The 12,712-nt window shown below is 52.7% G+C and carries 10 protein-coding genes; 6 read left to right on the plus strand and 4 right to left on the minus strand.

The features are described 5' to 3' along the window. The first annotated feature begins 147 nt into the window (after positions 1-147). Both adk and hemH read left to right on the plus strand, forming a co-directional pair. Positions 148-792, plus strand: coding sequence for an adenylate kinase (adk, locus tag DDA898_RS05965; RefSeq protein ID WP_013316886.1), 645 nt, complete (start codon positions 148-150; stop codon positions 790-792). 212 nt (positions 793-1,004) lie between these two features. Beyond that, a complete protein-coding gene (gene hemH / locus DDA898_RS05970) occupies positions 1,005-1,967 on the plus strand; it encodes a ferrochelatase (RefSeq protein ID WP_038910538.1) in 963 nt (320 codons plus the stop codon). A gap of 61 nt (positions 1,968-2,028) precedes the next feature. Here the strand turns inward: hemH and ybaL are convergent, their stop codons facing one another. Further along, positions 2,029-3,714 carry a YbaL family putative K(+) efflux transporter gene (gene ybaL, locus DDA898_RS05975; RefSeq protein ID WP_013316888.1) on the minus strand — a complete coding sequence of 562 codons (1,686 nt, stop codon included), beginning with the start codon at positions 3,712-3,714 and terminating at the stop codon, positions 2,029-2,031. A 489-nt stretch (positions 3,715-4,203) separates the two neighbouring features. Here ybaL and ushA point away from each other — a divergent pair, with 489 nt between their 5' ends. Continuing rightward, positions 4,204-5,856, plus strand: a complete 1,653-nt coding sequence (ushA, locus tag DDA898_RS05980; protein WP_038910539.1) for a bifunctional UDP-sugar hydrolase/5'-nucleotidase UshA — start codon at positions 4,204-4,206, stop codon at positions 5,854-5,856. A gap of 627 nt (positions 5,857-6,483) precedes the next feature. After that, entirely contained in the window at positions 6,484-6,882 is a 399-nt protein-coding gene (locus DDA898_RS22105) for a hypothetical protein (protein WP_022632594.1), read from the plus strand. A gap of 399 nt (positions 6,883-7,281) precedes the next feature. Here the strand turns inward: DDA898_RS22105 and DDA898_RS05985 are convergent, their stop codons facing one another. After that, on the minus strand, positions 7,282-7,518 hold the full coding sequence (locus tag DDA898_RS05985) for a hypothetical protein (protein ID WP_038910541.1): 237 nt from the start codon (positions 7,516-7,518) through the stop codon (positions 7,282-7,284). Positions 7,519-8,007: 489 nt separating this feature from the next. Here DDA898_RS05985 and DDA898_RS05990 point away from each other — a divergent pair, with 489 nt between their 5' ends. Both DDA898_RS05990 and DDA898_RS05995 read left to right on the plus strand, forming a co-directional pair. Next, positions 8,008-9,594, plus strand: coding sequence for a methyl-accepting chemotaxis protein (locus DDA898_RS05990; protein WP_038910544.1), 1,587 nt, complete (start codon positions 8,008-8,010; stop codon positions 9,592-9,594). Positions 9,595-9,888: 294 nt separating this feature from the next. Continuing rightward, complete coding sequence (locus DDA898_RS05995) at positions 9,889-11,262, plus strand: glycoside hydrolase family 28 protein (RefSeq protein WP_038910545.1); 1,374 nt, start codon at positions 9,889-9,891, stop codon at positions 11,260-11,262. A gap of 110 nt (positions 11,263-11,372) precedes the next feature. On the opposite strand, the gene ybaK is transcribed toward DDA898_RS05995, so the two are convergent. Then, positions 11,373-11,852, minus strand: a complete 480-nt coding sequence (gene ybaK / locus DDA898_RS06000) for a Cys-tRNA(Pro)/Cys-tRNA(Cys) deacylase YbaK (protein WP_022632598.1) — start codon at positions 11,850-11,852, stop codon at positions 11,373-11,375. A gap of 17 nt (positions 11,853-11,869) precedes the next feature. Then, the gene (locus tag DDA898_RS06005; protein WP_033111691.1) at positions 11,870-12,682 is read right to left on the minus strand and encodes a TraB/GumN family protein; all 813 of its coding nucleotides are present in this window, start codon (positions 12,680-12,682) and stop codon (positions 11,870-11,872) included. Positions 12,683-12,712 lie beyond the last annotated feature (30 nt).

Consider the following 12,712-nt stretch of genomic DNA (forward strand, 5'->3'; position numbering starts at 1 on the left):
CTGAAAAAGTCATACGCCATCACAGATTTCAGTAGTACCGCGCCCGCTGAACCGAGCCCGTTCCTTGAGGAAGCGCCTCCGGAATGGTATGGTTTAGCGTTTTTCAAATTTTTTTTAAAAAAACTACATAGCAAGGGGAATTACGCAATGCGTATTATTCTGCTGGGCGCTCCGGGCGCAGGCAAAGGTACTCAGGCTCAGTTCATCATGGAGAAGTATGGCATTCCGCAAATTTCCACCGGCGATATGCTGCGTGCGGCGGTAAAGGCCGGTAGTGAACTGGGCAAGCAGGCAAAAGAAATCATGGATGCGGGTAAACTGGTGACAGACGAACTGGTGATTGCCTTGGTCAAAGAGCGTATCGCACAAGATGACTGCCGCAATGGTTTCCTGCTGGATGGTTTCCCACGTACCATTCCTCAGGCTGACGCGATGAAAGAAGCCGGCATTAAGGTTGATCACGTGATTGAGTTCGACGTGCCTGACGAGCTGATCGTCGAGCGCATCATCGGCCGTCGCGTGCATGCGGCGTCCGGTCGCGTGTATCACGTGAAATTCAATCCGCCCAAAGTGGAAGGCAAAGATGACGCGACCGGTGAAGAGCTGACCATCCGTAAAGATGATCAGGAAGACACCGTACGTAAACGTCTGGTGGAATACCACCAGCAGACCGCGCCGCTGGTGAATTACTATCAGCAGGAAGCCGCGGCCAACCACACAAGCTACCACAAGATTGACGGCACCCGCCCGGTCAGCGACGTCAGCGCAGAGCTGGCCCGTATCCTCGGCTGATTCCGTTTTTTGGTTTCGGATGCGCCATCATGGTTGATGGCGCTTCTTCCCACATTCTCCCGTTGTTCTCTCCTGTTTTATTGCTCCCGACAATTGCTGGTATCGGCCTTAACCACGTTGTCAGCCGGTTTTTCACGGCGTTGTTTCCGCTACAATGACACTCCGTTCCCGTCCAAACGATGATGCCGAAGCGGCAGCAGAGGAAAACGTTGATGAAAAAAGAAAAACGCGGTGTGTTGATGGTGAATCTGGGCACGCCGGATGCGCCGACGCCGCAGGCGGTAAAACGTTATCTGGCCGAATTTCTGAGTGACAAACGCGTCGTGGATCTTAATCGGCTGCTGTGGGGCGCTATTCTGCGCGGCATTATTCTGCCGACCCGTTCGCCGCGAGTGGCGAAGCTCTATCAGTCGGTGTGGATGGAAGAGGGGTCGCCGCTGCTGGTTTACAGCCGTCGACAGCATCAGGCGCTGGCGGCGAGCCTGCCGGATATGCCAGTGGAGCTGGGCATGAGCTACGGTTCGCCGAGCCTGCAATCCGCGCTGGATGCGCTGCTGGCGCAGGGCGTCACCGAGGTGACCGTGTTGCCGATGTACCCGCAGTACTCCTGTTCCACCACCGCCGCCGTGTGGGATGGTGTGGCGAAGCTGCTGAGTACCCGGCGTCAGGTGCCGGGCATCCGTTTTATCCGTGATTATGCCGAGCACCCGGCGTATATCGCGGCGCTGAAGCACCGTGTCGAGCAGTCATTTGCGGAGCATGGCGTGCCGGATAAGCTGGTTATTTCATTCCACGGCATTCCGCAGCGCTACGCCGACGAAGGCGATGATTATCCTGAACGCTGTGCCGCGACGGCTCAGGCGCTGACTGCCGCGCTTGGTTTGCCGCCGGAACAGGTGATGATGACCTTCCAGTCGCGCTTCGGTCGTGAAGCCTGGTTGACGCCTTACACCGATGAAACCATGCAGGCGTTGCCGCAGCAGGGAGTGAAACGGGTTCAGGTTATCTGCCCCGGTTTCGCCGCTGATTGTCTGGAAACGCTGGAAGAGATCAAAGAACAGAACCGGGAAATTTTCCTGCATGCCGGCGGGGAGTCTTTCCAGTATATCCCGGCACTGAACGACGACCCGCTACACATTGCGTTGCTGGCGCAACTGGTGAATACGCCGGCGTAAGGCAAGTCATTGATGTACGGTACGTGACGTCAGGCGCCGGCGGCGCCTGACAGAGGAGGATTTAGAGCGGGCAGGCTTTGGCGGCGACCATCTCGTCGACGTTCAGCATGGTGATCATGGTTTCGGCGATTTCCCGCTCGCCCATGACCACGTGATCGGCGCCGTGATCGGTGATGTAAGCCACTTCATCGTCATAGTGAGCCCGGGCGATGATTTTCAAATCCGGACGACGCGCTCTCGCCGCCGCCACAATTTCTCCGGCTTCGTAACCGTTGGGAATGGTCAGCAATAGCCAACTGGCGCAGTCGAGACGGGCGATGTCCATAATATCGGGCCGCGTGGCGTTGCCGAGCACGGTTTTGATGCCTTGCTCCCGCAGCGCATCGACGCGCGCGCGCGAGGTTTCAATCACCACCATCGGTACGCCAGCCTGATACAACCGGGCACCGATCAGGCTGCCTACGCGGCCATAACCCACCAGCAACGCATGATTGCACAGGTCAACCGGGATCTGTTTTTCCTCTTCGATCGCTTCTTCGACGATCTGCTCTTCGATGGTTTCGTGCTTGGCCAGATAGCGTTCCAGCAGGGCGAACAGCAGTGGGTTGAGCATGATCGACAAAATCGCGCCGGCCAACACCAGATTGCGGCCGTTTTCCGACAGCATGCCAAGTGAAATGCCAAGGCCGGCCAGAATAAAGGCGAACTCGCCAATTTGCGCCAGACTGACGGAAATGGTCAGCGCCGTGCGTTTGGAATGCCCGAACAGATGCACCAGCACAAAGGCGGCCATCGACTTGCCAATCACGATAATCAGCAACGTGCCCAGCACCGCCAGCGGTTCGCTCACCAGGATCATCGGGTCGAACAGCATGCCGACGGAAACGAAAAACAGCACCGCGAACGCATCGCGTAGCGGCAGGGTGTCGTGCGCGGCGCGCTGGCTTAACTCTGACTCATTCAGCACCACACCGGCGAAAAACGCGCCCAGCGCAAACGAGACGTCAAACAGTTTAACCGCGCCGAACGCGATGCCGAGCGCCATTGCCAGCACTGCCAGCGTAAACAGCTCACGCGAGCCGGTACTGGCACTTTTCGCCAGAACCCACGGCACCACGCGCCGGCCCACCACCACCATCAGCGTAATGAACGCCACCACTTTGCCAAGGGTAATCGCCAGGTCCTGCAGCAGTTTACTGGTATTGGTGGTATCGGTTTTCAGCATATCGGCGAAAGCAGGCAGCAGCACCAGCGTCAGCACCATCGCCAGATCTTCGACAATCAGCCAGCCAATGGCGATTTGCCCGCGCTGGCTGTCGATTAACTGACGTTCCTCCAGCGCGCGTAGCAGCACCACGGTACTGGCGGTGGACAGACAAAGACCAAACACCAACCCCTCCGGCAAGCTCCAACCCAGCACTGCCGATAGTCCGGCGCCCAGCAGGGTCGCCATCACGATTTGCGCTACGGCGCCGGGAATGGCAATCGATTTCACCGCCATTAAATCCCGCAATGAAAAATGCAGCCCAACGCCAAACATCAGCAAAATCACGCCCAGTTCGGCAATTTCCGGCGCCAGTTGCGTATCGGCGACAAAACCCGGCGTAAAGGGACCTACCAGCACACCGGCCACCAAATACCCGACCAGCGGCGAAATACGCAGTCGGTTAGCCAGAATACCGAGCAGAAAAGCCAGCACCAGGCCGATGGCCATCGTGGAGATTAAGGGGGTGGTATTATCATGCATTCCGACTCCTTTGCCATGCGTAACGAGAATGAGCGGATATTCCTGAGCCGTCAGTGAGTTGCGGCTCCTGAATGCTTATGTACCCTGCCGGCCCAAACCGTTCCCTATCTGTATATCGATGGCACTATTCAACGTCAGAGGGGGAAAACCGTCAGGAAGACGGGCAGAGTGAGACATAAATGGTGTTTTTCATCTATTTAAATAGTGTAACACATATTTTCAGTTAAATTATTGCTTTTATCGTTGATATATAGAGCTAATTCAATCTCTGTTTGCGGAGAAATCCCGCCAGCCGCATCCGTAATTATTCCTGCCGTGATTCAACTTATCGATTAATTAGACTAATAGTATGGTCGATTTGCGAGAGCGCGAGGCACCTCATATTCATCATAGCGTCAACCATCCTGCCCTGATTTGTGTTAATTTGTGCGCGTCACAACAGGTTTAATGTAACAATTCTATAAGGGATTTTTATTACGGGGAGTGGGTATGCATTTTTCTGTCAAAAATCTGGGATGCCTGATGGCGGTAACACTGGCGCTGTCGTCAACTTACGCGCTGGCATGGGAAAAAGATAAAACCTACAACATCACGATTTTGCACACCAATGACCACCACGGCCATTTCTGGCAGAACGATTACGGCGAATACGGTCTGGCGGCGCAGAAAACGCTGGTGGATCAGATTCGTCAGGAAGTGGCAGGCAAAGGCGGCAGCGTACTGCTGTTGTCTGGCGGCGATATCAATACCGGGGTGCCGGAATCCGACTTGCAGGACGCTGAGCCGGACTTTCGCGGCATGAACCTGGTGGGCTACGACGCGATGGCGATCGGCAATCATGAATTCGATAACCCGCTCACGGTATTGCGCCAGCAGGAAAAATGGGCGCATTTCCCGCTGCTTTCCGCCAACATCTACCAGAAAAGCACCAAAAAGCGGTTGTTCAAGCCTTACGCGCTGTTTGACCGTCAGGGGATCAAGATTGCCGTTATCGGCCTGACGACCGACGACACCGCCAAAATCGGCAATCCGGAGTATTTCCACGACATCGAGTTCCGTAAACCGGCCGACGAGGCGAAAAAGGTGGTGGAACAGCTGCGCAAAAAAGAGAAACCGGATGTCATCATCGCCGCCACCCACATGGGGCACTACGATAACGGCGATCACGGTTCCAACGCGCCGGGCGACGTAGAAATGGCGCGCAGCCTGCCTGCGGGATATCTCGACATGATCGTCGGCGGCCATTCGCAGGACCCGGTGTGCATGGCCAGCGAGAATAAAAAACAGGTGAATTATGTGCCCGGCACGCCCTGTGCGCCGGATCGCCAGAACGGCACCTGGATTGTGCAGGCGCATGAGTGGGGCAAATACGTGGGTCGCGCCGATTTCACCTTCCGTAACGGCGAACTGACGCTGGCGCACTACCAGCTGATTCCGGTTAACCTGAAGAAGAAAGTCGAGAAGGCCGACGGCACCAGCGAACGCGTGTACTACACCCAGGAAATCAACCAAAACCCGGACATGATGAAACTGCTGACGCCGTTCCAGGAAAAGGGCAAGGCGCAGTTGGATGTAAAAGTGGGTAGCGTGAACGGCCGGCTGGAAGGGGACCGCAACAAGGTTCGCTTCGTGCAAACCAACCTGTCGCGGGTGCTGCTGTCCGCCCAACTGGAGCGGGCCAAAGCAGACTTGGCGGTAATGAGCGGCGGCGGTGTGCGGGATTCGATTGAATCCGGCGACATCACCTACAAGACCCTGCTCAAGGTACAACCGTTCGGTAATACGCTGGTATACGCCGACCTGAAAGGTAGCGAAGTGGAAAAATACCTGGCGGTGGTCGCCAATAAGAAGGTGGATTCCGGCGCTTATGCGCAGTTCCTAAATGTCAGCCTGGAAGCGGACGGCGCCGGCGTGAAGAACGTGAAGATCAAGGGCGAGCCGCTGCAGGCGGACAAGATCTACCGTATTTCCACCCTGAGCTTTAACGCCACCGGTGGTGACGGCTATCCGAAACTGAGCGACCTGCCGAGCTACGTCAATACCGGCTTTGTGGACGCGGAAGTGTTGCGTCAGTACGTCGAAAAACATTCTCCATTGCAGGCGGCAGACTACGAGCCGAAAGGCGAGATTGTTTATAAATAATTAATGTGTATGGCGGTTTCTGTTCTGCTATCGAGAATAGAGACCGCCGTTTTATCCGCTGAAAACGCTCTTGCAAAAACCTTCTGTAATCTCATCCATGAATACCCCATTCTTATTCACCTGACAACATTGCTACCCCGGTATTATTCGATCATAAAATACGGGTGATAGCCTCATTGGAGGCTGCTTAGCGTTTTTTATTGGCATCATGCTAATAGTGTCGATTATGTCGAGATATATGAAGAGTGTATTTTATCGTATCTCGAAAAAATAATAATTATTATATGCTACAGGCTGGTTGTCGACAGCGATATTGTTGCTGTTGTTTTTTAAGTGTATTGGAAATAAATCCGTTCTGGTCGTTTTTTAGTGCTAAATTTTGTTTGATGGGAAATATAATAGGGTGGCTATTTTAAAATTATAGCAATATTTGCTATGTTGATATAAATGGCTAATGATTTCTGTTTTTATTTTGATGGCGAAGCAGGTCGTAAGGTGAGTCTGTTGACACTTTTTGATTTTATCGATTAGGATGATGCCGCTCGTAGTTATTTAAAGAATGGATTTTTATCAGTAAATCAAGTGTTGCTATTTCTCAATGCCTTATTTATTTCAGGAGATTTAATTATGCGCAATACCTCTATTGGCATATTCATGCTGACATTTCTTCCTTTCGTCAGTGAAGCGGCGACAAGCATAACTATTGATTCTCAAAGAAATTGTCTGACAGCGCCATCAATGGATACCCTGTCGGGCACATCGGCAAAGTTTTCGTTAGAACAAGGAAGATATGTTTTGTCTCTTGTTTCTAATAGTATGAATTGTACCAGTTCATCAAGTAATAGTTGCCCTATCGATACCGTCATGGTGCAAGGTGGGTTTAAAAACTCTCGTTGGGGCGTCTCTGTTACCAGCACTCCGGTTGTTGTGGATACAACGACATCACCGTTTATCGCCTATATCAGCGATGATAATTGCAATGATAATATTGGTCAGGCGACGTTGCTGATACAAAAAGCAAACTAATTCGCTCCCAGATAATTTGAATTATGGATATGGGTTTAGTTTTAAAGATAGATTCAGGCTTATAGTTTTACTACTGAATACATTCATGTCATCAGTAGATGATTAGTGGTATTAGCCTTTAAATAGCGCTCTATCAGTATTTCTGGTGTGGGCGCTACATCGCAGTTTCTACTACATCGCCGTTTCTACTACATCGTCGTTTCTACTAAAGCACGTTGGTTGTAGTCATGCAGTTATCTTACCCGTAAGCATGAACACTGCTCTAAGCAAGGCGTTGGTTTTTAAATGATGCGTCAGGCCCTGTGCGCGCGCAGCGCATCAGTCATACGTGACGCACCGTAATGGTTTTCCGTTCTGTTATTGAGAATGGAAACCGCCGCTTCATTATGAGCCAGGAAATCATGCCTGGAGCGCTGAAGGGTAACGGCCTTCTCTTGCCATTTCTTTTATATGCTCCTGTGCCGCTGCGGGCAGATGGGGTTGCGACCTGACGTTAGTCTCATTCCTGGAGGGGATGTACGCCTCTGCCTGTGCTTTTTTAAGCTCAATTCCGAAGGCGTTGCCTTCTGACTCAATCTGGAGTGTGCGCGCTGGCGCATATGAAGCGCTGGTTGCCTGAATCTCAAGTTTGGACATGCTTATTTTCCGGCATGCAGTGGGAATTAAATAATAATCCCACTTTTCTAATGGTTTTATCCCAAAAGACAATATTCATAAATGCATTTAAATCAGGCGATAGGTTCGCGTTATTAACGAAGAAAAGGGCGCGCTAATGTTAACGGGGGAGTGTGCGTTGACCAGTCTTGTTGCAAATCAGTGACGTCGGCATCAATTTTATAACGTTCTGTGGGAGCGCGGCCTTAACCCTGTGATACTGTTGATGCTCGTGGGGTAAGGATGATGCCTCTTTTCTTCACTGTACCGGACCCGGTTGGCTCAGGTTGAGAGTAAACCGGATTTATTAATGAATAATCTTTTTTGTGCTCGAAAAGCATATAAGAGAGATTTATATTTTCTGCTATTTAAAAAAGATGGTGTATTGCTGATTTTATTCGAAATAGTGTCATAAGCGGTGGGTATGGCATAGAAAATTGATAACATAATCTCATAAAAGGTGATCAACCCATGAAGATATCCCTCGCCAGGAGGCTTTGGTTTCCGCTTATTATTAGTTTGCTGTGTCTGGCCGGAACGCTGTTTTATGGTTCGCTAAAAATCAAGCAGGATCAGATATCGCTACGCAAAAGTGAGCTAATGCATGTTACGCAACTGGCGTTGGGGGTGGTAAAAACCAATGCCGAGCAAGCCAGTAGCGGGGCGATTTCTCAGAGTGAAGCACAACAGCGTGCAATGAAAGCTATAAAAGACCTGCGTTATGGCGATTCAGGGTATTTCACAATACTAAATTCTCAGGCCCGAGTCTTAATGCATCCGATCAATGAAAAACTTATTGGGCAGGGTGAGGATTTCAAAGATGCGAATGGCGTCTATCTTTTCAGAGAGATGGTTACGGTAACCAGAGATAACCAGTCTGGTTATACGGCTTACGCTTTTCCTCGTCCCGGTTCCACCGTTGCGCAGCCTAAAGTGGCATATAATTCACCCTACGCTCCCTGGGACTGGATAATTACCACCGGCCTTTATGTTGATGACATTAATGAGGCGTTTATTTATTCTTTATATCAGAATGTTATTGTCTTTGTATTAATTAGCGCCGTACTTTTATTTCTGGCTTATTATATAAATCGCAGTATTTTGCGCATCCTTGGCGGTGAACCCACTTACGCCGCAGAAGTGGCCGCCCGCATCGCAGCAGGTAATTTGTCTTATCCGGTCACGACATTGCCTGGCGATAAAGTCAGCCTGCTGCATGAGATGGGCCTGATGCGGGAACAGCTCATCACGGTTATCGAAGATATTCGTTCCGGAGCCGAGGTTATCAATGCCGGCACTGGCGAAATTATTGCCGGTAACCTGGAGTTGTCGTCACACACGGAACGACAGGCCACTTCTCTGGAGAAAACGTCAGCCAGTATGGAGGAAATTACCTCCACCGTTAAACAGAATGCTGACAATACGGAGCAGGCCCGTCGACTGGCGCACTCCGCCCTTGAGATAGCCTCACGGGGCGGGGCGGTGATGCAGGAAGTGAACGACACGATGAATGGTATTTCTGAAAGCTCCGACAAAATCGCCAACATTACCGAGGTGGTGAATAATATTGCCTTTCAAACCAATATCCTTGCCCTGAACGCGGCGGTGGAAGCCGCGCGAGCCGGTGAACAGGGACGTGGTTTCGCCGTCGTGGCCGGAGAGGTGCGAAGCCTTGCCCTGCGTAGTGCGCAGGCAGCCAGAGAGATAAAAAGCCTGATAGAAGAGTCGGTTTCTCGCGTTAATAGCGGCTCAACGAAGATAAAAGTGGCCGACAGCAACATCCAGGAAGTGGTGAGTGCTGTACAGCATGTGGCTGATATTATGGTGGAAATCTCTACGGCGACGAGTGAACAAGGAAAAGGAATTAGCTATATCAACGAGTCGATTGTCCAGATTGATTCGATCACCCAACAGAATACCGCCCTGGTTCAACAGGCGGTAGCCGCGGCAAATGAACTGGAAGCACAGGCTCAGCGGCTGAAAGAATCTGTGGCTTATTTCAATACTGACGGCGCCGGCCATAGTCACGGCACTCTGACGATTAGTCATTCGGCGTAGTGGGAAAGTAAAGTAGTGGGAAAATAAAGTAGCGAGAAAATAAAACCGGCGGCGGATGGTATGCGGTGCTCTGGGTAGATCAGAGGCCACTATTTCCTGATGCCGCGTTAACGCAATCTGATTCAGTGCCGCTTTTTACACGGCTGTTCAATTCTCCGATTATTTGCCAATAAAACTAGGCAGATCTCCAAAACCTTGTTTCACAAACAAAATCGTGATCGCTACAACCGTTTTGGGAAGCGGGCGATGATACATTCCCCATAAATGAAACGTTGTTTTACTTATGGGGTGATTATGCACAAAGGTGTGGCGTTTTCGTTGCTGGCGTCCTGCGCACTGGCAAGTGTGGCGGCTCAGGCGGCTGAAAAGGTGGCGTTTCCGGACCGGGTCTGCAACGTGACCCAGTATGGTGCCGAAGGGCATCGTTTGCAGATTGCGCTGAACACGGAATCTTTTCAGAAAGCGATTGATGAATGCGCCGCCGCCGGCGGCGGCACCGTGCTGGTACCGGCGGGCAACTATCTGGTGGAGCCGCTATTCCTGAAAAGCAACGTTCGCCTGCATCTGGAAAAGAATGCCACGCTGGTGGCATCGACTGGAGAAAATACCTACCGCGCCACCGACAGTACTCGTTACGCCGAAGCGGAAAATGGCTGGCTGCCGTTTATCAGCATTGCCGACGCGCAGAATGTCGCCATTACCGGCGAAGGCACCATTGATGGACAAGGCGCGGTGTGGTGGGAGCGCTGGCGTGCGGCGATTCGCGCCACCGGTAAGAAAGGCGGCACCGACCGACCGCGGCTGATTTACGTCACCCGTTCCAACCGGGTGTTGATTGACGGCGTAACCCTGACCAACTCTCCCAGTTTCCATGTGGTGATGCGCTATGCCCATGATGTCACGGTGAACGGCACCCATATTATTGCACCCTGGCACGCGCCTAACACGGATGCTATCGACCCGATCGATAGCCAGAATATCCGTATCACCAACAACGTCATCGACTGCAACGATGACCATATCGCCATCAAGGCGGAAAAACCCGACAGTCGCTTCCCGAACGGCGTGGTAGACAATATTTATATCGCCAACAACGTGTTAAAGCAGGGGCGCGGCATTTCCATCGGCAGCGAAACCTCCGGCGGCGTCAACAATGTGCTGGTGGAAAATAACCGCTTTGAAGGGTCGATGTACGGCATTCGTATCAAGTCGCTGCGCGGCAAGGGCGGCGAGGTGAAGAATGTCACCTATCGTCATACCCGCATGGTGGATGTCGAGGTGCCGCTGGTGTTCTCCGGCTACTATCAGGCTGCGCCTATCGTACAGGCCGAGGTGGACAAATTGTTGCAGGCGGGCGGGTTCACGCTGGGCGAACAAATCTATCCGCCGGATACCGAGCCGGCCCAGCCGTTCGATAAGGTGAAAACGCCGCATTTCAGTCAGGTCACTATCGTTGATCTGGAATCAACCGGTCGCAGCAAGGCTGCCGGGTACATTATTGGCGTGCCGGAAGCGCCGCTGAGCGGTTTCCATTTTGAACAGGTGCGGATTGACGCTGAAAAAGGGCTACGGGTGCGCAATGCGGAACTGGCGACTAAAGGGCTGAACCTTAACGTAAAACAAGGGGATGCGTTGTTGCTGGATAAAGGGGCAAACGTTACCCGATAACGTACCGGGAAGTGAGTGTGAGTGCACTTCCCGCGGAACGACGCTTATGAAGCGGCGGCAGAGGGCAACACTGGCCGTGGAACCCTCTGCCGCCGTCTTCATTTTTACGGTTAATCACGCTTGGCGATATCGGCAAACTGCGCTTTTAACAGCCGGGCCAGGTCGACGGCGGCCAGTTCAAGGTCTAACCCCCGTTTGCCGCCGGAGATAAAAATCGTGTCGAATTGCTGCGCGCCGTCGTCGATCACGGTGGGCAGCAGTTTTTTCTGCCCCAGCGGGCTGATGCCGCCCACCAGATAGCCGGTTACGCGCTGGGCGATTTGCGGATCCGCCATATCGGCTTTTTTGGCGGCCAGCGCTTTGGCTACTTTTTTCAGATCCAGCTGACTGGCGACCGGGGTGACCGCCACCGCCAGCTGTTTGGCATCGCCGTTGAGCGATACCAGCAGGGTTTTGTAGACCTGCTGTTTGTCCAGCCCCAGCTTGCGGGCGGCTTCTTCGCCGAAATTGGTTTCATCTGCATCATGATGGTAGCTGTGAAGCGTAAAAGCGACTTTTTGCTTCTCAAGCAGTTTTACTGCGGGCGTCATAATGTACTGTCCTTGCTTCAAAAGGTAGCCGTATGGGCCTGTAACAAGTCGGGCAGGTTGTTTTCACCGTATAAATGCAGTGCGCCGACAGACACCACATAATTCCCCTGCGGCAGCGCAGCCAGTTGCTGCTGCCAGCGTTGATTCCGGTGATTCATCAGCATTTCCGTTATCTCGTTGCTGAAGGTGGGCGGCACGTTATCCGCCCAGGTCGGTTTGTGACTGAGCCACCAACTGACCATGGTTTGTAACAGGCGCGCGTTGGTATGCCAGTGGGTCAGCGTGTCTTCCAACAACGGCAGGCCGCCCTGCGGCAGTTGCAGCAGCATGTCGATCTGCGCCTGCTGGCCTTCCAGTTCGATGATATCCACCCCTTTGTCCCGGGCGGCGTTAATCAACTGGTAATCAATGCCGTAATCCGGACGCAGACCCAGCATCATGGCCTGACGCGCCTGTAACATCAGCGCTGCCTGCCAGGCCGGCACGCGATCAAGGCTGTCGTAGTTGAACGATAATTCACGGCATAACCGCTGCAAGCGCTGCAACGTGGCGTCGTCCAGACGCTCCGCTAGCGGCGGTTCGGCGCCTACTGGGTCAAACGGCGAATCGCCGCCGGAAATGTCGGCCTCCACGATCAGCGCCGTCGCCTGCTCCAACCGTGCCAGCAATTCAGGCGGTAGAGGAAACATATCCACCGTACCCATGTGAATACTGCCCACCAAATGGAACCGGCGTTGATTGACGAGCTCGACGTCCAACGCCGGGTAACGGTAACCCGCGGGCGAGAGAAGGCCGAGGAACGTTGCAATCTGGTGTATCAACCGTTTCATATCGACGTCTCCGGTAGTGGCGACTCAGGA

Source organism: Dickeya dadantii NCPPB 898, assembly GCF_000406145.1.
GTDB classification, from domain to species: domain Bacteria; phylum Pseudomonadota; class Gammaproteobacteria; order Enterobacterales; family Enterobacteriaceae; genus Dickeya; species Dickeya dadantii.

Excerpts from the sequence above, each read along its gene's own strand:
- ybaK (WP_022632598.1), bottom strand. The coding sequence starts at position 11,852 with ATGACGCCCGCAGTAAAACTGCTTGAGAAGCAAAAAGTCGCTTTTACG.
- adk (WP_013316886.1), top strand. The coding sequence starts at position 148 with ATGCGTATTATTCTGCTGGGCGCTCCGGGCGCAGGCAAAGGTACTCAG.
- DDA898_RS05995 (WP_038910545.1), top strand. The coding sequence starts at position 9,889 with ATGCACAAAGGTGTGGCGTTTTCGTTGCTGGCGTCCTGCGCACTGGCA.
- DDA898_RS22105 (WP_022632594.1), top strand. The coding sequence starts at position 6,484 with ATGCGCAATACCTCTATTGGCATATTCATGCTGACATTTCTTCCTTTC.
- DDA898_RS06005 (WP_033111691.1), bottom strand. The coding sequence starts at position 12,682 with ATGAAACGGTTGATACACCAGATTGCAACGTTCCTCGGCCTTCTCTCG.
- DDA898_RS05990 (WP_038910544.1), top strand. The coding sequence starts at position 8,008 with ATGAAGATATCCCTCGCCAGGAGGCTTTGGTTTCCGCTTATTATTAGT.
- ybaL (WP_013316888.1), bottom strand. The coding sequence starts at position 3,714 with ATGCATGATAATACCACCCCCTTAATCTCCACGATGGCCATCGGCCTG.
- ushA (WP_038910539.1), top strand. The coding sequence starts at position 4,204 with ATGCATTTTTCTGTCAAAAATCTGGGATGCCTGATGGCGGTAACACTG.
- DDA898_RS05985 (WP_038910541.1), bottom strand. The coding sequence starts at position 7,518 with ATGTCCAAACTTGAGATTCAGGCAACCAGCGCTTCATATGCGCCAGCG.
- hemH (WP_038910538.1), top strand. The coding sequence starts at position 1,005 with ATGAAAAAAGAAAAACGCGGTGTGTTGATGGTGAATCTGGGCACGCCG.